Annotated in this window: 13 protein-coding genes and 1 riboswitch; of the genes, 10 read left to right on the top strand and 3 right to left on the bottom strand. The window is 37.7% G+C overall.

The genetic code is table 11. The features are described 5' to 3' along the window. The first annotated feature begins 270 nt into the window (after positions 1 to 270). The 6 genes from OWO01_RS13450 to OWO01_RS13425 all read left to right on the top strand — a co-directional run bounded on the left by OWO01_RS13450 (position 271) and on the right by OWO01_RS13425 (position 12,246). Positions 271 to 2,649, top strand: coding sequence for an ABC transporter ATP-binding protein/permease (locus OWO01_RS13450; RefSeq protein ID WP_268780981.1), 2,379 nt, complete (start codon positions 271 to 273; stop codon positions 2,647 to 2,649). Positions 2,650 to 2,820: 171 nt separating this feature from the next. Beyond that, a complete protein-coding gene (locus OWO01_RS13445) occupies positions 2,821 to 3,504 on the top strand; it encodes a TraR/DksA C4-type zinc finger protein (protein ID WP_268780980.1) in 684 nt (227 codons plus the stop codon). A gap of 974 nt (positions 3,505 to 4,478) precedes the next feature. Beyond that, positions 4,479 to 4,796: an antibiotic biosynthesis monooxygenase gene (locus tag OWO01_RS13440; protein WP_268780979.1), complete on the top strand. Its 318-nt coding sequence runs from the start codon at positions 4,479 to 4,481 to the stop codon at positions 4,794 to 4,796. Positions 4,797 to 4,938: 142 nt separating this feature from the next. Beyond that, positions 4,939 to 6,150 carry a murein hydrolase activator EnvC family protein gene (locus OWO01_RS16070; protein ID WP_268780978.1) on the top strand — a complete coding sequence of 404 codons (1,212 nt, stop codon included), beginning with the start codon at positions 4,939 to 4,941 and terminating at the stop codon, positions 6,148 to 6,150. Between the two features lie 193 nt (positions 6,151 to 6,343). Next, positions 6,344 to 9,955 carry an MMPL family transporter gene (locus OWO01_RS13430; RefSeq protein WP_268780977.1) on the top strand — a complete coding sequence of 1,204 codons (3,612 nt, stop codon included), beginning with the start codon at positions 6,344 to 6,346 and terminating at the stop codon, positions 9,953 to 9,955. A 230-nt stretch (positions 9,956 to 10,185) separates the two neighbouring features. Continuing rightward, positions 10,186 to 12,246 (top strand): methyl-accepting chemotaxis protein, encoded by a 2,061-nt coding sequence (locus OWO01_RS13425; RefSeq protein ID WP_268780976.1) that lies wholly within the window; start codon positions 10,186 to 10,188, stop codon positions 12,244 to 12,246. A gap of 127 nt (positions 12,247 to 12,373) precedes the next feature. Here OWO01_RS13425 and OWO01_RS13420 read toward each other — a convergent pair whose 3' ends face one another. Next, positions 12,374 to 12,541, bottom strand: coding sequence for a hypothetical protein (locus OWO01_RS13420; protein WP_268780975.1), 168 nt, complete (start codon positions 12,539 to 12,541; stop codon positions 12,374 to 12,376). Positions 12,542 to 12,680: 139 nt separating this feature from the next. Here OWO01_RS13420 and OWO01_RS13415 point away from each other — a divergent pair, with 139 nt between their 5' ends. The 4 genes from OWO01_RS13415 to guaA all read left to right on the top strand — a co-directional run bounded on the left by OWO01_RS13415 (position 12,681) and on the right by guaA (position 18,891). Next, a complete protein-coding gene (locus OWO01_RS13415; protein ID WP_268780974.1) occupies positions 12,681 to 13,646 on the top strand; it encodes an AAA family ATPase in 966 nt (321 codons plus the stop codon). Next, complete coding sequence (locus tag OWO01_RS13410) at positions 13,643 to 14,905, top strand: DUF58 domain-containing protein (RefSeq protein ID WP_268780973.1); 1,263 nt, start codon at positions 13,643 to 13,645, stop codon at positions 14,903 to 14,905. The genes OWO01_RS13415 and OWO01_RS13410 overlap by 4 nt, the downstream gene beginning before the upstream one ends. Beyond that, positions 14,902 to 17,115 (top strand): DUF4129 domain-containing transglutaminase family protein, encoded by a 2,214-nt coding sequence (locus OWO01_RS13405; RefSeq protein WP_268780972.1) that lies wholly within the window; start codon positions 14,902 to 14,904, stop codon positions 17,113 to 17,115. The genes OWO01_RS13410 and OWO01_RS13405 overlap by 4 nt, the downstream gene beginning before the upstream one ends. Before the next feature lie 35 nt (positions 17,116 to 17,150). Then, positions 17,151 to 17,252: riboswitch (purine riboswitch) on the top strand. Between the two features lie 100 nt (positions 17,253 to 17,352). Further along, positions 17,353 to 18,891 (top strand): glutamine-hydrolyzing GMP synthase, encoded by a 1,539-nt coding sequence (gene guaA, locus OWO01_RS13400; RefSeq protein ID WP_268780971.1) that lies wholly within the window; start codon positions 17,353 to 17,355, stop codon positions 18,889 to 18,891. A gap of 102 nt (positions 18,892 to 18,993) precedes the next feature. Here the strand turns inward: guaA and OWO01_RS13395 are convergent, their stop codons facing one another. Together OWO01_RS13395 and OWO01_RS13390 are read right to left on the bottom strand one after the other, a co-directional pair. Next, the gene (locus tag OWO01_RS13395; RefSeq protein WP_268780970.1) at positions 18,994 to 19,341 is read right to left on the bottom strand and encodes a hypothetical protein; all 348 of its coding nucleotides are present in this window, start codon (positions 19,339 to 19,341) and stop codon (positions 18,994 to 18,996) included. Between the two features lie 5 nt (positions 19,342 to 19,346). Further along, positions 19,347 to 20,570 (bottom strand): tyrosine-type recombinase/integrase, encoded by a 1,224-nt coding sequence (locus OWO01_RS13390; RefSeq protein WP_268780969.1) that lies wholly within the window; start codon positions 20,568 to 20,570, stop codon positions 19,347 to 19,349. Positions 20,571 to 20,614: the final 44 nt, after the last annotated feature.

Genomic DNA, 20,614 nt, shown 5'->3' with positions numbered 1-20,614 from the left:
TTAACTAGACTTCCATTATATTGGAGGTCTTATTTCATATAGAGGATTAGAAATATATATGATGAAAATATTGACACGTATCTAAACAGTTTTCATTTTTTGTTTTTTACTTAACTTTGATACAATGTAATGAAATAAAAAATCTAGTTAGATCATTGTCGACGTTGAGTTAAGGTAATGAAAATGATCAGTGTTTTCACCTAGCTTTGCATGATATTGTATGATAAACATAAAAAGCCGATTCACCTCCTAAGTCAGGAAGGTGCCAACTTGGCTGAAGGGATAGATTTTTTGGCAAAATTAAAATTAGTAAATATCAGTAAGTCATACCGAACAGGGAATGCTTATTTAAATGTGTTAAAAGGTATTTCACTTGAATTTAGAAAAAATGAATTTGTGTCTATTTTAGGTCAATCTGGATCAGGGAAGACAACGTTATTGAACATTATTGGTGGCTTGGATCAATATGATTCAGGTGACTTACTTATTAATGATCAATCAACAAAATATTTCAAACATGCGGATTGGGATGCGTATCGAAATCGGTCGATTGGTTTCGTTTTTCAAAATTACAACTTAATTGGGCATCAGTCCGTCCTTCAAAATGTTGAGATCGCAATGACATTATCCGGAGTATCGAGTTCGGAAAGAAAAGAACGAGCGAAGCAAGCGCTGACTGAAGTTGGATTGGAAGATCACATAAAGAAGAAGCCAAGTCAGTTATCTGGAGGGCAAATGCAGCGAGTTGCCATTGCTCGAGCGTTGGTAAATAATCCAGATATTATTTTAGCAGATGAGCCAACGGGTGCGTTAGATTCGCAGACAAGCCTACAGGTTATGGATATATTGAAAAAAATTGCAGAAACTCGACTGGTAATTATGGTTACACATAATGAAGACTTAGCGGATACGTACAGTAATCGGGTGATTCGGTTCCTTGATGGTGAGATCCAAGAGGACAGTAACCCGATTGAAGAAGTGACAAACGAACAACCAATCCCTAAGAAAAAGAAAAAACGTAACAAAACATCAATGGCATTATCGACTGCAACCTTGTTATCTTTCAAGAATTTATTAACCAAAAAAGGTCGAACCATTTTAACTGCTTTTGCAGGTAGTATTGGTATCATCGGGGTAGCACTCGTGTTAGCCTTATCAAACGGACTGTCTAATCAGTTGGAAGAAATGCAAACAGATACTTTAGCCAATTTCCCACTAATGATTGACACGAGTGAACAAGTCGTTGACTATACGGAAACTGGACCACCGAATGAAAATGATGAACAATTGGAAGAATATCCAGATGATACTGTAATTTATCGTCATGTCCGAAATGAAAATATGACCATGCATACGAACACATTCACAGATGAATTTCTCGATTATGTGAATCAATTGGAAGAGGAGTTACCCAATGCGGTTAGTAACATCGCATATTCAAGAGGAGTCGAGGTAAATCTATTAGCTGAAGGAGAAGATCATGTCGTAAAGTTCAATACTTCAGCTAGATCTGGTATGCCAGGAATGTCTAACGGCAATGATGATTGGCAAGAGATGCCGGACGATCAAGATTTCATTCTCGACTTGTATGATCTGATCGGTGAAGACAGTAGGCTACCTGAAAATGAAAATGAAGTGGCGATTGTAGTCGATTCTTATCATCGTATCAGTGATCGTTTTTTTGAAAAGCTCGGTATTGATTCAGAGGAAACAACCTATGATGTAACAGATTTCATTGGAGAAACAATGTTAAAAGTTATCCCGAACGATGCTTATTACGTACAAGATGATAGCGGTTTTTTTACACCTGCAAATCCAACTGATTATCGAGAGCTATACGAAGGAGATGATGCTGTACCTTTAACTATCACAGGTATACTGCGTGAAAAAGATGATGCGGCTACCAGCTACTTTTCCCAAGGATTTATTCATCCTTCGAGTTTAACAGAAATGATTGTGGAAAATGCGCAAGATTCGGCAATTGCAGTTGCACAGGAAGAAGCAGACGTAGATGTATTAACAAGTGCACCATTTTCTGATGACCAGGCAAAAGAAGCTGCTTTGATGCGGTTAGGTGCAATTACCACTCCTACAGGCATTGACATTTATCCGGTTAACTTTGCTGCAAAAGATGAGATTAAAGAATATTTGGATGCATACAACGAAGGGCTTGATGAGGAAAATCAGATCGTTTATACTGATTTAGCAGAAATGATCAGTGGAATTATGAACAATATGATTAATACCGTAACCTACGTGCTTGTTGGTTTTGCGGCGATATCCCTTATTGTTTCAACGATCATGATTGGAATTATTACCTACGTGTCCGTAATTGAGCGAACAAAAGAAATTGGTATTTTACGTAGTGTAGGTGCTCGAAAAAAAGATATTTCACGTGTATTTAATGCCGAGACGCTACTTGTTGGATTTGTTGCAGGTTTCATCGGTGTGAGTTTGTCTTACTTATTGATTATCCCAATCAATTCATTCATTTATGCACTCACAGATATATCAAATGTTGCAAGCTTGCCCGTAGTTCCAGCTGTTTTGCTTATTGCAGGTAGTATGTTATTAACGCTAATTGCCGGTGTCATTCCAGCGCGTATGGCCGCGAAAAAAGATCCAGTTATTGCATTACGTACCGAATAAAACGAGAGACAATTCCTATCACAATTGGGTGGGGAATTGTCTTTTTACTATGTACATGACAAGCACCAATTATACAGAATGCAATTGGTAATTAATAAATCGGGTGGACTGTTCGGAAGTGGTTATAATAAAAATGCCTCAAAAAAAAGATTATAGGAGGCAGACAAACCAATGTTAAATAAAAAACAGCTGTCTACATGTAAATCGTTACTATTGGAGCGAAAGAGTGAATTACGTGCACATCTAGAAGGTCACTTCGGTATGGAAGTTGCTCATGCTCGAGAATCCGTTGGGGAGTTGTCGAACTATGATAACCACCCAGGAGATACAGCAACGGAGTTATATGAGCGTGAAAAGGATATTGCACTGAATGAACACGCAGAAGAAGAGTTGAAAAATATAAATAAAGCACTTGAGGCGATTAACGATCAAAAGTACGGGACTTGCGAAGTTTGTGGAAACGAGATTTCTTATGATCGTCTAGAAGCGGTTCCTGCAACACTGCGCTGCGTAGAGCATGCAGAGAAAAATATTGACAAAACCCGTCCGGTGGAAGAAGATGTGATCGGCGCAGACATTACCCAAACGAATAATGATAATTCAACGATTTTTGATACCGAAGATGCATGGCAGGCAGTAAGTCAATATGGATCATCTGAAACACCATCTGATTTTATGGATACAGAAAAATCGTATCAAGATATGTATTATGATTCAGGAGAGTTGTCAAACGGCCCGGAAGCGATTGACGGATTTTTATTAACAGATAGTGAAGGTAATTATATTGGTGTGAATGAAAAGCACGAACAATATGAGAGTTATTTAGATGAAAACCGAGCGGATTCAATTACCTGATCATATATCAACACCTAAACCTTTCTTTGCTTTTAATGAAAGAAAGAGTTTAGGTGTTTTTTGCTTGCTATTGGTAGTAGACACAAATAGTGAGGTAAATGATTTTTCTTCTCACTTTAATGATGTTTACGTGAGGGTGGGCATCAAAAAATACTGTAACTTCTTTAAGGCGGGTTTTTCCCCTAGGTTCAGGGCAGGAGATAACGCTAACCTCGTCAAGATTGCTAATCTTGCTTAGGTTGAGGGCATAAAATGGCACCATCCTCGTCGAAACACCCACTTTCACTTAGGTTAAACCGTAAAAAGGGCTGCAACCTCGTCGAAACGGCCACATTCGCCTAGGTTAAACCCTAAAAAGGGCTGCAACCTCGTCGAAACGGCCTCTTTCGCCTAGGTTAAACCATAAAAAAGAGCTGCAACCTCGTCGAAACGACCTCTTTCGCCTAGGTTAAACCATAAAAAGAGCTGCAACCTCGTCGAAAAGCCCACTTTCACCTAGGCTAAACCCTAAAAAGGGCTGCAACCTCGTCGAAGCGCCCACATTCGCCTAGGCTAAACCCTAAAAAGGGCTGCAACCTCGTCGAAACGGCCACATTCGCCTAGGTTAAACCCTAAAAAGAACTACAACCTCGTCGAAACGGCCATATTTGCCTAGGTTAAACCCTAAAAAGGGCTGCAACCTCGTCGAAACACCCACTTTCACCTAGGTTAAACCCTAAAAAGAACTACAACCTCGTCGAAACGCCTACTTTCGCCTAGGTTAAACCCTAAAAAGGGCTGCAACCTTGCTGAAACGCCTACTTAAACCTAGATTCACACCCCACATTTTATAGAAACTCTCTCATATATAACTCATACAGTGCATGAAAGTGATATGGATATTTAATTTTTTAGACAACAATAATTGACAATGATTATCATTATCGATTATAGTTTAGCTAAATGAAAAAATCGAATGCTGAGGTGGAGATTTGATGTTTATTCAAACAAGAACAATTGAAGTGACAAAAGGAAATAGTGATAAAGTTATCGAGCGTTTCTCAAAAGAGAGCCCTATTGATCAATTTGAGGGCCTTATTGACCGAACAGTAATGGTGAATAAGCGTGCAAAGAATCATGAAGAAGTTGTTATGATGATTCGTTGGCGTTCACAAGAAGATTGGAAAAATTGGGAGAAAAGCGACGTCCACCTTCAAGGCCATCGTAATCATAAAGGTAAAGAAAAGCCTGAATACATTATTGGAATGAACGTGAACATGTATGAAGTTCATTATATAAAAGAAGGTAATTAGTTTGTTAGCTAACTAAATCCAGCAATAGTAAAGCAATAAAGTTGTAATCGTATTGTTATGAATTATGCACAAAATCTTCATACTTCTCAAATAATCTTTGATATAGAAAAGGAAAGGGTTAGTTTTAGAGGAGGATGAAATAGTGAATAAAGCATTGCGATACCGTTTGATACTTATTTTAATCTTGATTGTTTTGATCATCGTAATACTTCCCAATGAAATGAAAGGAGAAGTGAAGGCAAGTGTTGCAGATAAAATTGAAGAAAACCAAGGAGAAATAGCAGAACTTAATCGTGAAACAGAACGTATTTCAGAAGAATTGCTGCAGAAGAATGCTCAATTACTTGAAAAAGATAAAGAACTTGGTCAAATTCAACAAGGTATAGAAAAAGCAGAACGAGAAATAACCGAAACTGAAGAAGAATTAGCTCAATTAAATGAAGATAGGAGTGAATTGGAAGAGCGCATCGGAAAACGAGAGGAAATAATGAGTAATCGACTTCGTTCGATGCAACGAAATGATATCAATTGGGGTTACTTTGAGGTGTTGCTGAACGCTGAAAATTTCTTGGATTTCATTTCGAATTTAACTGCAGTTACAACGATTATGGAGCAAGATCAAAATATTCAACAAGCACAGAAGGTAGATTTGAAAGAGCAAATTTATCTAAAAGAAAAAATAACGGCGCAACAAACGCAATTAGAAAAGCAATTAATCGATTTAGAAAGAGAAAATGTTAAGTTAGCAAAACAAATTGACGAAATAGAGCAAGTGGAAAAAGTGCTGGAGAATGAATTGGAAGCTAATCAAATTACGTTGGATCAGTTACAAGCAGAACAAGAAAAACTGGAACAGGAGAAAATCGAGGAAGAAGAAATAGCTCAATTTTCTCAAGAGAGGACCAATTATGATGGGCCGGAACATGGTAATGCTTCTCAAAGAAATGCAACGCGACCATCAAATGCCCCTGCTCAAAATAGAGACAGTAACTTTATCTGGCCTACAATTGGCGGTGTTATTACATCATATCAGGGTCCGCGTTGGGGGAGCTTTCACAAAGGTATAGACATAGCTAGACCAGATGATTATTCCATCCTGGCAGCGGATGGTGGTATTGTCAGTTTTTCAGGGTGGATAAATGGCTACGGAAATACCATAGAGATTGATCATCAAAATGGCTACACAACACAATATGCACACTTGGAGAGTATACATGTAACTGTTGGTCAACAGGTAAATCAAGGTGACATTATAGGGATAATGGGTACAACAGGAAGATCGACTGGTATTCACCTGGATTTCGAAGTGTATTATCGTGGCGAATTACGAGACCCAATGGATGTTTTGCCGTAAGGTTTAGAATTTCAACTTCGCTCACATATTTTTGGTAGGCAGAAATAAGTATTTATCCTCTGAAAATAAATAAAATAGTAATTATTAGAGAAAACAATAGAAGACTTTACTGGTTTCATTTCGATGAAAAACGGTTAAAGTCTTTTTATATTGCTATTTTTAGGAACTCAATCATTCCGTGTAGGAGGAAAATATGGCTAAAAATGAAAAGCGTCAATCAAAAGGAATCAAAGGTTTACATATAAACCCTGTCATTTGGATCGTTCTTGTTACGATGCTATATATCTTTTCTCCTGACATTAGTGAGTTTGTTCGGGAAGAGGGAACACCAAGTGCTCCAGATGGGTATCCCTCCCAAGTAGTCGATGAGTTAATTGCTGATGATGGTGGTTTTACGGGCAATGAAATTATCATCGTATATCATCAGGAAGAAAATCGTTCTTTTACTGAAGATCAAAAAGAGGCGATAGAGGATCGACTCGAAGAACTCAAAGAAAAGGATGAGCTGGAAATTCATGATGTGATTACTCCTTTTGATAGTGAGGAAACAGAGGAGCGCCTATTAAGTGAGGACGAAGATTTAATCGTAGCAGTTATTCAGCTTGAGATTGAATCCCACGAGTATCCAGAGTTAAGAAGCACGATTCAAGATGCGACTGCTGTAGATGAGGTGCCTCATTATCAAACGGGTGAGATTGTGATAAATGAAGATGTGCTTATTTCTACGGAAGAAGGCTTAAATCGTTCAACAATAATTACGGTTATTTTAGTGTTTTTGGTATTGGCAATTGTATTTCGATCACCTGTTGCCCCGTTTATTCCATTAGTTATGTTAGGGACGGTCTATGTATTGTCTGTCTCTTTTGTAGCAATTTTAATTGATCGATTTGGTTTTCCGGTTTCTCAATTCACGGAAGTGTTTATCTTGGTGGTTGTCTTTGGAGTTGGGACTGATTATTGCATTCTAATCATGCAACGATTTCAAGAAGAAGCAGGTAATACTTCGGATGGCTATCAAGCAATGAAACAAACGATGAAAGGTGCAAGGAATTCCATTTTGTATAGTGCCATGACGGGCTTTATCGGCTTTGCTGCAATCGGGTTAGCGAATTTTGAGTTATATCAATCCGCGGCTGGGGTAGCATTTAGTGTTTTGTTTGTGATTGTAGCCATGTGGATGCTGTATCCATTTCTGTTTTTTGTGTTTGGTAATAGAATTTTTTGGCCGATGCAATCAAGAGAGAAAAAGCCAAACAATTGGTTATGGGGAAAATTGGGCTATTTTGCATTGTATAAAACAAAATATGCACTCTTTATCATTCTCGTAGCAACGATTCCTTTGTTATTAACATACAACAATGAACGTTCGTTTGATAATTTAGAGGAAATTGATCAGTCTTATGATTCTGTAAAAGCGTATCAGTTAATTGACGATGCCTTTGGGGAAGGGAATTTATTTTTTTCTACCTTAGTTATCGAAAGTGAAAATGAAACGTGGCAAGATGTGCGAGCTATTCCCTATTTAGAATATGTCAGTATGAATTTAGCAAAGATTGATCGGGTAGACGATGTTCGAACGGTTAGTCGCCCAACTGGTTCAGTAGTAGAAGAAGCAAAGGTACCTTCCCTGGCAGAAGAACTACAATCTGGTCTTCGGGAAGCGATTGATGGTTTGGAAGAATTATCAGAGGGTCAACAAGAAATGATTAATGAGCTTGAGGAAGGCGAGAGTGAATTCGATGATGTAGAAGAGGCCATGCTTGAGCTAATTGATGGTGTGGAGCAATTAAGAGATGGTGTTGACGAAGGAGTTGCGGGTTTAGAAGAAATACAAGACGGGCTTTCTGAAGGGCAAGATGGACTTGAAGAAATCGCGGTTGGTCAACAGGAAATTATATCGGAGTTAGAAGGTTATCATGATGAACTGGATCAAGCGGAGCAAGGAATAATGGAATTGTTTGATCAACTGGAAGAAATGAATGACGGACTAACTACAATGATTGATGGCTTAGAAGAATTTCAAGCGATTGTAGATGCTGTAGATTCAGTTGATTTGTTAGATAGTGAGGTATTTGACCAAGAGATGATCGATTTCTTTTTACAAAATGAAGAAGAAATTGATGAGTCGCTTGCACAGATTCAAGAAGTCGTCGAAGATATATCCGTTTTCAGCGATCCAATAAATGAGCTGGCAACGAGCATGTTAGAAGTGACAAACACGTTGACAGAATTTGAATCTGTGTTGCGAACCCTTGCAAATGATCCATCCGAAATGCTTGATACGGATGAATCTATTTTGGCGGAACTCTTGGAACAGCTTCCTGAAAATTGGTTTGAGGAAATTTTACCAGATGCAAATACAACTGGTGATGCCTTGCTAGGTTTGGCTAATTTTATTGCATCATTAAACGAACAATTAGAGGCAAGTGCTGAAACTATCATTGACTTGCAAGACGAATTGGGTAATTTTCAAACCAACATTTTAGAGGAACTAGAGCAGTTAAGGTCCATGTTCGACCGTTTTACTGACATCACTGAATTGTTTGCTGATCTTGAAGGAGAGATAGAACCGACAGAAATTCCAGTCCAGCTAGAGGAAATGATAGTCGGGTTAACAACACTTCAAGAAGGTTTGTCAGAATTTTTAGCTGAAGATGCTGCTATTCAGGAGCAAATCAGTCAATTTAGTGAGGCATATGAGCAATTATTGGCTGGATTATCGGAAATGAACGAAGGAACAGAGGAAATTTATGAGGGAATTGGTGAAGCGATTAGCGGTTTAGATGAAGCAGTATTAGGATTTTCAGAAGTAGGATCTGGTTTATCGGACATCCAAACGGGTCTAGAAGAGTTCACGCAAAACACGGATATGATGCGTGAGATGCTTTACTTGTTGATTGATGGTTTAACGGAGATGGAAGAAGGAACAGAGGAAATAGCTTCTGGCTTAATAGAGGCTGTAGATTTATTAGGGGAGATGGTCGATCAATCTGATCATCCATTAGTTGGGGTGTTATTTTTAGAGGAAATTATTGAATCAGAAGAATTTGAGCAAGTGTGGGAACAATACACTACCCCTGAAGAAAAACGTGTGGCCTATTTAGAAGTTGAACTCGATGTGAATCCCTACAGTGATGAGGCATTTGACCTTCTCGATGAAATAGAAGAAGTTACTGCCTTTACGCTACGAGATACTTTCTTAGAGGATGCGCCATTTGCTATTGATGGTTTATCGAGCAATAACCGGGATTTACGCGATGTTTCTAATGAAGATTTTCTGTTTACTGCAACGGTTATGTTGATCGGGATATTTCTCGCTTTAGTTATCTTGTTTAAATCATTGATCATTCCTGTTTATGTATTGATTTCTCTTGTCCTTACGTATTATAGCGCGATGGCGATTACAGAGATTATCTTTGTTGATTGGCTTGGTTATGCTGGAGTGATGTGGGCAACACCATTTTTTGGTTTTGTCCTGTTAATGGCTCTAGGTGTCGATTATTCTATTTTCTTACTCGGCAGATTAACAGACGAATTAAAAGAACACCAAGAGCAACAAGAGGAAGGAAACTATTCAGAAATTATTCTTGATGTAATGAAAAAAGTGGGGAATACTGTCTTATCTGCGGGGGTCATTTTAGGAGGGACATTTGCTTCCTTATATCCGGCAGGAGTACTAAGTTTAATGCAAATCAGTACAATCGCAATTGCAGGCATTGTATTTTATACATTAATACTGTTGCCATTATTTGTACCTATTATGTTCAAATGGATTGGAAAATACAATTGGTGGCCATTTAAATGAGTAAAAATCCCTAAGACTTATGATGAGTTTTAGGTTTTTTTTTATGACGAAAAAAATTGTTATCGTTACCAATCTGATTATAGATAGGTTTTTAAAAAAACAAGAAAAATTCTTTTAAAGCAATGACAATTAAGGCAAAAAGTACTTATTAAACAGCGTCGAACTATGTCGATATACAACTTATACTCACAAAAAGATAATGTGAAGTTGTTTACTAAGAGGGGGATTATATGAAACTGAGAACGTTAAAAATGAAAATGATTATTTTATTTACACTACTTGTTCTTTTTGTGTCAGTAGGTTTAGGTGCACTTTCGATGCTTGGAGCTGGTGGTGCGATCAATAGTTTTGCAGAAGAGACATTTAAAAACATTGCAGACGAGGGTGCTAAATTTGTCGAATCACAATTAAACAATGAAAAGCACTACATGGAAACTTTAGCCGGATTAGATATCGTAACAGATGATTCGGACTGGGAAGAGAAAGTAACCTATTTTGAAGGGCAGGCAGAGCGAACAGATCATTTTGCTTTTGGTTTTGCTGATTTGAATGGAAATGGAATCATGTTTGATCAAAGTAGGAGTGAAATGAATATCGCACTCGATGATTTCTTTCAGACAGCAGTTAATGGGGAATCAGCTGTGTCAAACGTATTTGTATTTGAGGAGTATGAAGAACCATTTATTATTGTAGCTACTCCTGTTTATGAAGGCAACACAGTAACAGGTATACTTTATGGTTTAAAAGAAGCACTACCTTTTAGTGATGTTGTAAATTCAATTACTTTTGGCGAAACAGGGAGATCTGCAGTTATCGATCATGAGGGTACTTTCCAGGCGCATTCTGAGCCGATTCTAATCCCGATGCAATTTAACCTATTTGCTACCTATGAAGAGTATGGCGAAATGGAAGGTGAAGAGGGAGAAATGCAGGACACTAGTGTAGATGAACTATTAATATTGTTTGAAACAGAAATGGTTCATGGTCACATAGGTGTTGGGGAGCATACATTTGATGGGGAACGTACATATGTAGGTTATGCTCCAATTGAAGGTACGGAATGGATTTTTATGATTGAAGTAGATCGAGCAGAGGTTTTCGAAGATTTACATGTATTAAATTATTTTATTATCTTTGTAACAGTTATCGCTATTATTCTAGCAGTTATCGTGACTTATCTGATTAGTAATTCTATTGCTAAACCGATTAACCTGGTGACAACAGAGTTAAATCGAATCGCTAATTATGATTTGACAAATACGAAAGATAATAATAAATTCATGAAGATCATGAACAAGAAAGACGAGGTGGGCGAAATTGCTCGTGCAAGTGAAGCGATGCGGGTTAACTTAATGAATCTTATTCAGAAGAATGGTGAAGTGGCAGAACAAATATCTGCAGCTTCTGAGGAGTTGACCGCAACGAGTGAGCAATCTGCTAATACGGCTATCGAAGTGTCAAAAGTTATTGAAGATATTTCAAACGGTGCGAGTGAACAAGCGAATGACACAGAAAAAGGTGTCGAGTATATGCAAGATTTGAGCACGAAGATTGAAGACGAGCAAGCACAAGTTGAGAAAATGAAACAGTCAACAGAAGCAGTTACAACGTTGAAGGATCAAGGTCTTGTTCAGATGGATCAATTGAATAAAAAATCGGAGCAATCTGTTGCGTCTTCGAATGAAGTGAAAAGTATTATTCATTTAACAAATGAAAGTGTAGATAAGATTGCAAAAGCTAGTCAGATGATTGGCGATATCGCAGAGCAAACAAATTTACTTGCACTTAATGCGGCAATTGAGGCCGCACGTGCGGGAGAAGCTGGACAAGGTTTTGCTGTTGTAGCGGATGAAGTACGTAAACTAGCAGAACAATCGAATCGTTTTACGAATGAAATTGTTTCGGTGATTAATGAATTAGCAAGTAAAAGTAAAGAAGCTGTTGGAGCAATTGATATTGTGGATGAAAATATGAATGATCAGATGGTGATTGTACAAGAAACGAGCAATCAATTTACAGGTATTGCAGTTAAAATTGAAGAAATGAAAGAAATTGTGAAAGGACTTACCGAATCTGGTTCGATCATGAAAGAAACCAGCCAGAATATTGTAGAGGTTCTCCATAACTTATCTGCTATTTCGGAGGAAAATGCAGCAAGTACAGAACAAGCATCAGCTTCTGTAACAGAGCAAACCAATTCCATGCATGAAATCGCAGAATCTAGCTCATCATTATCGGAATTAGCGGAGATGATGCAAGAGAATATTGAGAAATTTAAATACGATAAATAATAAGAAAGCTCAATTCGTCTAAATGATGAATTGAGTTTTTTGTTGTATAGGAAATAATGGAATCCATTTAGCTGTGGCTAACTTTTCGGGAACAGAATAACCCACGCCCAGCTTTGAGCGCCAAAAACTAGGTAACTTCACGAATCAATCTACGATAAGTCAGATTCTTTGCATCGGTAAGTGCGCCAACTAATGCAGGATTTGATATTACTGGTAATTCGCTGAAATCATTAAAGTAATGATCGAAATCATGCAAAGCAAAAATGCTGTCGACCACTATGATGAAAGAACACATATCGATATTTTTCAACCTTTCAAAAAAAGATAAATTGTTACTGTTATTTTTCTGGAATTGTTTCTTTTTTACAAGAAAAAATATAGTATAATAGATAGAATAAACTATTAAACTTCTAGATAACAGGAAGGTGACAGTCATGATAAATCAAACCATTAATTATCAACCAATGATTGCTCGGGTAATGGAAAACATAAACCGTGTAATCGTTGGGAAAGAAGATGTAACAAAATTGAGTTTAGTAGCGTTACTTGCTAAAGGTCACGTCTTATTAGAGGATGTTCCAGGAGTGGGAAAGACGATGCTAGTTCGAGCGTTAGCAAAATCCTTGCACTGTTCATTTCATCGTATTCAGTTTACCCCAGATTTACTCCCCTCTGATGTAACTGGTGTATCCATTTATCATCCGCATACCCAACAATTTGAATTTAGAAAAGGACCAATCATTGGAGATATTGTGCTAGCTGATGAGGTGAATCGAACCTCACCGAAAACACAATCCGCGCTATTAGAAGCAATGGAGGAAAACAGTGTAACGGTTGATGGAGAGACTGTTCAGATTGATCAACCATTCTTTGTGATGGCAACACAGAATCCTATTGAATATGAAGGAACGTATCCGCTGCCTGAAGCGCAACTTGATCGATTTCTACTAAAATTACGAATGGGTTATCCGACCGAAGCTGAAGAAGCGCAAATGCTAATGCAAATGGAAGGAACTCATCCGATTGAAGATTTAGAAGCTGTTTTAGAACGAGAGGATCTAATCGCACTACAGAAACAAGTGAATGATGTGTTTATTGATCCGATTGTTCAACAATACATCGTCCAATTGGTTCGCCAAACGCGGAAGACTTCGGATGTTTACCTAGGGGTAAGCCCTCGTGGAGCAATCGCACTAATGAAAGCGGCAAAAGCTTATGCGTTGATTCATAATCGTGACTATGTTGTTCCAGACGATATCAAGTACTTAGCTCCCTTTGTACTTGCCCACCGAATAATATTGACGCCGGAAGCAAAATTTGCGGATAAAAATAGCGAACAATTAATAGCAAATATATTGAAGGATATACCAGTACCAACACGTAAGGAATATGCAGAATGATTCGGTACGTGAAAACGGCTAACAAGCTAATCCAGCTCGTTATCATTTTTGCTATTCTCTTTGCTTACGCGATGTTTCAGGGTGGATTTGTTAGTTGGTTTTTGTTATATGCATTTATTCCGGTTCTTGTATACTTGTTACTCTTATTGTTCTACCCAATTTCTGATTGGCAAATCGAGCGCGTATTATCTGATACCACGAACAAAGCAGGTGGGTCAGTAACGGTAACCATCTATTTAAAACGAAAAATACCGGTTCCATTACCATATCTGATTGTTGAAGATAACTTTTCGGAATCATTCCATTATCGGTTTGTGGACAAACAAATTGTCAGCTATCTTTTAACACCTAATTTTTTGAAAATGAAACGTGTGAAAAAGCAGGTGCAGTATCCCATTTTTAGGCGCGAACTAGTTTATCAATATCAGTTGAATGATCTACCAAGAGGAATTCATACGTTTCGTTCAGTTACAATTGAAACGGGAGATATGTTTGGGTTTGTGACAAAGAAATTTACTCATTTTGCGGAATCTACTTTGTCTGTTGCTCCATTTGTGAAAGAGATTACGATGTTGAAATCAAATAATAGACATGCAGAAGGAAAACAGTCCTCTTCTATGCTGGATACAGAGCGAGCAAATGTTGTAACAAGTGTTCGTGAATATTTGCCTGGTGATCGATTTTCTTGGATTGATTGGAAAACAACCGCTAGATCAGAAAAATTAATGACGAAAGAATTTGATAAAGAGCAGTTAGCAGAAGTGTTAGTCATTTTGGATGCGAGTGCTCAAGCAACAGCGAATCTTGCTGCATTTGAAATCAATGTATCGCTGGTAACCGGTCTGATCGAACGTTTACAAAAACAAGGAATAAAAGTAGGAGTGTTCGGACTAAGTGGGAAAGTAAAATACTTTCCGGCGCAAACCGGAAGTCACAATCAAATGCGAACAGCATATTTCACCAACATTCAACCAGATGCTTCTTGTTTGTTTGAACCGACCTTACAAGCGAATCTAGGGAAAATATCACCCGATACGCTCGTGTTAATGTGTGTATCCGACCTAACGGAAGCTTCGATAAAAGTATACAAACAATTGCAAGAAAGAAGTAAAAAACTACTTTTATTTTTGACCAAGCCTGCTCGATCGATCACGACGGAAAATGAGCAGGTTGCCCACCAACTCACACAGTATGGCATTCAAGTAGTCGTGCTAAATGAGCATTTATTAAAGCAAGAGAGATTGGCGGTGAAATTATGAGGAGGAAACGAAAGCAAAGGGAAAGGCAAAAAGATCGAAATGAGATCTTGTTAGGATTGTTTCTTTACGTTGGAAGTTTCTTTTTATTTTTAGAATGGATTCGACCACTTGCTTTTATTGCTGATTCATATGATCTTGAGTTATACCTTGTGTATGCTGGGCTTTGTTTTCTCATTACCATGATGCAAAGGCCAATCATTTCATTTCCTGTCAAATTGATTGGATTAATTCTAGTACTTGACCGTACTTATGTTACAGCAACAATTGGAACATCAGAATGGTTTCAAACGGTCTGGAGTGAGCTATCGTTTAATGGTTCCATGCTCATGGGACAAAATTGGCAACAACTCACGCCATTTTTTCGAACATTGATGTTATTGGTTTTAATTTGGCTAATTAGTTATTTGCTGTATTTTTGGTTCTATATCATGAAGCGTGTTTTTCTATTTATTGTAGCCACTTTTGTTTTTGTAACCGTAATGGATACATTCACGGTATATGAAGCCAATCATGCCATTATTCGCATGTTCGTGATTTCGCTGTTACTGTTTTCTATTGCGAGTTATGTGAAACGGTTGGAAAAAGCTGAATTGTTACCAAGCGTTCACAAGTGGTTTGAAGGAATATTTTTGCCAAGTGTTATTATGCTTGCGCTCTTTGTTTTTCTAGGATATCATGCGCCAAAAGCAGATCCGGTCTGGCCAGATCCTGTTCCCTTTTTGACAAGTGCAGCTGAGCAAATTAGGGAAGGTAGTCAAGAAGGTGAACGAAAAGTTGGCTATGGAGAAGATGACTCGATTCTGGGAGGTTCTTTTGCACAAGATGATACGCCTGTTTTTCAAGCAGAAGCATCGAAACGGCATTATTGGCGTATTGAAACAAAGAACTTCTATACCGGTAAAGGTTGGACCCGCACGACCAACGATCAATATCATACACAGGTAGATGGATGGTTGGATTTAGACTTGTTTATCTGGGATGATGTTACAACGCTTGATGCAACAGTCGAGTATCAATCTGATGTGAGTTTTGATCGACTGGTCTATCCGTATGGCACTTTCTTTGTAGATCATCCAGAAGCTTATTATTATTCTTATGATATAGACAGTGGAATTGTTGAACCAGAGTTTAGATCGGAAAATAGTCTTTATGAAGCTTTCGAAATCAGTTATGATTATCCAGATTTCTCTCCGGATCAATTGCGTAATGCAACAGGTGATGATCCAGAGATGGTACAATTTTATTATTTACAGCTACCTGACACACTTCCAGAACGAGTGAATGATTTAGCGGAACAAATTACTGCAGGAGAAGAAACCCGTTATGATCAGGTCTATGCGATCGAGAATTATTTTTCGGAAAATAACTTTACTTATGAAACGACGAATGTTCCGATTCCTGGTGAACATCAAGACTATGTTGATCAATTTCTATTTGATACACAAGCGGGCTATTGTGATAACTTCTCTACCTCGATGATCGTTTTATTACGGTCCTTAGATATTCCGGCGCGATGGGTAAAAGGTTTTACTGGAGGAGAAGTGATCGAGAACTTATCAACAGATTCGGAGTATCGTTATCTTTATGAAATAACAAACAATAATGCGCACTCTTGGGTAGAAGTATATTTTCCTGGAATTGGTTGGGTTCCGTTTGAGCCGACGATTGGTTTTGCTGGAGAAGATGTTATTGGAGAAAACAATGATGATCAAGAGACGGACGACTCTGAGGAACCACCAGTGTTAGAAGAAGAGGAGCAAGAAGAACAGGAAGAACGAGAGGATCAAGAAGAAGAAGAAGCGGAAGAGGAAACAGGGGAAGTAATGATAGGAGGAAATGGATCATTCAACTCATCAGTAATTTGGATGATTGTCACTATTCTTGCTGTTGGATTGCTTGTTGTTGGTTATCTCACCCGTTATCGGTTGTTAAAACGTTTGTTAATCTGGAAGTTTCCAACCTTTAAAAATCCAAAGCAATTAGAACGTGCTTATCATTATTTGTTGCGTTTCTTAGCAGTAAAGGGAATGAAACGTCAACGTGATCAGACGTTACAGAATTTTGCGCTTCAAGTGGATAAGCAGTTAGATTCAAGAGATATGCATGAATTAACCATGCTTTATCAACGTGTTTTATATCGAAATGATTTAGCTGTTGTACAAGATCAAACGCTTTATGATTTATGGAAAAAGATAATATACCAGGTATGATCTTGACCAGGTGTAAAGCCACTGATAGAATAAGATAAATATGAATGAATAACCTCTATATATTCTTGATAATATGGTTCGAGAGTTTCTAGCGAGACACCACAAATGTTTCGACTATGGAGGCAGAATAAAAAGTGATCATGAAATTCTGCCTTTGTATCATAATAAAGGTAGAATTTCATTTTTTTAATTACTAAGAGAGATCCAAGGCACACAGAGATAAGGGGAGTTGACCACATGCAAGTAGACAATGAAATGATTCTCGTATTAGATTATGGTAGTCAGTACAATCAATTAATCACAAGACGAATTCGTGAGTTTGGTGTATATAGCGAGCTACATTCACACCGAATTTCTATCGAGGAAATCAAAAAAATAAATCCTAAAGGAATTATTCTTTCTGGAGGTCCACACAGTGTTTATGGGGAAAATAGTTTCCGAGTGAATGAAGCGATCTTTGATTTAGGTATTCCGATTTTAGGGATTTGTTATGGGATGCAATTAATTACCCAACATTTTGGCGGGAAAGTTGAGCGCTCGAGTCAACGTGAATATGGAAAAGCGGATATCAAGGTGACAGAAGGTGCGCGTTTGTTTACCGGTACACCTCATGAACAAACCGTTTGGATGAGTCATAGCGATAAAGTAATAGAAGCACCAGCAGATTTTGTTGTCGAAGCTACCAATCCATCTACGCCAATCGCTGCGATGAGTAATAAAGAAAAGGGAATTTATGCCGTACAGTTCCACCCAGAAGTACGCAATACGATTTATGGGAATGATTTGCTGAAGCAATTTGTTTTTGATATTAGCGAGTGTACTGGTGATTGGACGATGGCTAATTTTGTTGATCAAGAAGTGGAGAAGATCCGTGAATTAGTTGGTGATCGTAAAGTGTTATGCGCGTTAAGTGGAGGGGTTGATTCTTCCGTAGTAGCAGCATTGATTCATAAAGCAATTGGCGATCAATTAACTTGTATTTTTGTTGATCATGGTTTGTTGCGTAAATATGAAGGTGATATGGTTATGGAGACATTCCGTGATGGCTTCAAAATGAATATCATTCGTGTCGATGCGAAAGAACGATTCATGAGCAAACTCAAAGGCGTTAGTGATCCAGAACAAAAGCGTAAAATCATTGGGAATGAATTTATTTATGTTTTTGATGACGAGGCGGAGAAATTGAAGGAAATGGATTTTCTTGCTCAAGGAACGCTATACACCGATATTGTGGAAAGTGGAACAGAGACAGCACAAACGATTAAATCTCACCACAATGTGGGTGGATTACCGGAAGATATGCAGTTCGAATTGTTAGAGCCGTTAAATACGTTATTTAAAGACGAAGTACGAGCACTCGGTTTAGAATTAGGTGTGCCAGAAGCAGTTGTTTGGCGTCAACCATTCCCAGGACCTGGTTTAGGAATTCGAGTACTTGGTGAAGTAACAGAAGAAAAAGTAGAAATCGTTCGCGAATCTGATGCGATTTTGCGTGAAGAAATTCAATTAGCAGGACTAGATCGTGATATATGGCAATACTTCACCGTGTTACCTGACATTCGTAGTGTTGGTGTAATGGGCGATGCACGTACGTATGATCACACGATCGGTATCCGAGCAGTAACATCGATTGATGGAATGACTTCCGATTGGGCAAGAATCCCATGGGATGTACTAGAGAAGATCTCAACCCGTATTGTCAATGAAGTCGACCACGTTAACCGCGTCGTGTATGATGTGACGAGCAAGCCACCGGCGACGATTGAGTGGGAATAGTATAAAACGAGAGCCTAGACATTGGTATATCAGTGTCTTAGGCTTTGTTTTTTGTTTTTGGTACCCTTTTTGGTAACCATCTAAATTTAAACGCTCATTTTGTTAACGCTCACTTCTGATATTATCCTTTATGAATTTATAAGAAGGTAAAGATAACGATTCAGCGAAGATAATATTTTCAATGAGTTTGAAGTTAAAGAAAAGGATATATTCTCCTTCACAATCAACTTTTAAATCCCCTAGATAGAACGCTTTTTCAAGGCAAGGAATTGTTTTTCGAGGGTCTGGAATGATTAATATATCATTTAGGTAATAGTAATCAAAACCAGATTCTATCCTTGAAAAAATCGCATGTTTTTCTTGTACTCTTTGCAACCACAACAATTCCATAGTATCGATATTTAATAATCCAACAGAAGGTTTATGCGAGAAAACAACAATAGGATTCATAGTAACTACTCACCTTTATTCTTATTTTTTGGTGGTTTCACATGTTGATTACCATTCCAATTCGTTAAAGTTATATCAGATGTTTGAATTTTAACCTGCCCATTTAATTGATCAGCAACCTCTCTATCAACAGTAGGATACAGGTGAGAATATACTCCAAGTGTTATTTGAATATCAGAGTGACCTAATCGCTTTTGAACAACTAAAGGATTAACACCAGAATTAATAAGCAGACTAGCATGTGAGTGGCGTAATCCCTTAGGACTGATTGGTGTAACTCCTGCAAGTTTTCCGTGACGTTTAATTATTCTGCCGATAGTCGATTTACCTAATGGCTCTCCTGTGTAAGAAATAACAAAATCATAGTTGCCTATTTCTTTTTGTCTACTTTGCCAATCTTTAAGTATTTTAACAGTGTCATCATCAATAGAGATAATTCTGCGACCAGCTTCTGTTTTCATTTTAGTCTTTCTGTTCCAATCTTTCCCGCTTTTAAAATCTAGATTATGCCACACCCTAATTTGTTTGTTTTCAAAGTCTACATTTTCCGACCAGTATAATGCGGTAGCCTCATTGACTCGCATTCCAGTCATATAATATAAAAATATCATTACAAAGGACATGTGTTCATAAAAATCTTTTAAATTAAAAGTTTGAATTACTTTTTCTAATTCTTCTTTCGTCCAATAGGTGACTTCAGTTTTTTTCTTAGGAATACCGTTAACAATTTCTACTAAGTTTTCTTTAATCAAACCGTGCTTTTTCGCATGTTTTAATGTTCGAGAGAACATCCCAAATATTAAACGAGCATAGTTCTGAGAGAAGGTCTCTAACAATTCATTTTTAAAATCTAATATATCAAGAGTAGATATATCACGTGGCTTTTTATTACCAAACCTCTCTTTTAATTTTTGCAGTATCCTTTCTCTAGACCTCCACGTAGAAGATTCTACACTATTTCTATATTCCGGGATATAATACCTTTCCATAAACATATCATAGGTCATATTAGTATTAGACAAAGCTCCTAAATCTTGTTTCTTCTTTAAAGCTGTTGTGCGAGCTTCATTTGCTTCACTAGCTGTTCTAAAACCTCTACGGTGTTCATGAATAGATTTCCCCGTTGAACGATCAGTTCCTAGCTTTACTCTGTAACCATACTTTTTAGTCTGTAAGTCTTGATAAACCCCTACGTATTTTGTTTTTTTAGTGCTGTACTTCTTAACCAATTTTAGCACCAATTATTTCTTCGACTTTCTCTTTAGGCACAACT

This window comes from Natronobacillus azotifigens, from assembly GCF_026805325.1.
Classification (GTDB): domain Bacteria; phylum Bacillota; class Bacilli; order Bacillales; family Amphibacillaceae; genus Natronobacillus; species Natronobacillus azotifigens.
The sequence above is the reverse complement of the archived record's forward strand: the minus strand, read 5'-3'. Positions and strand labels throughout refer to the sequence as shown.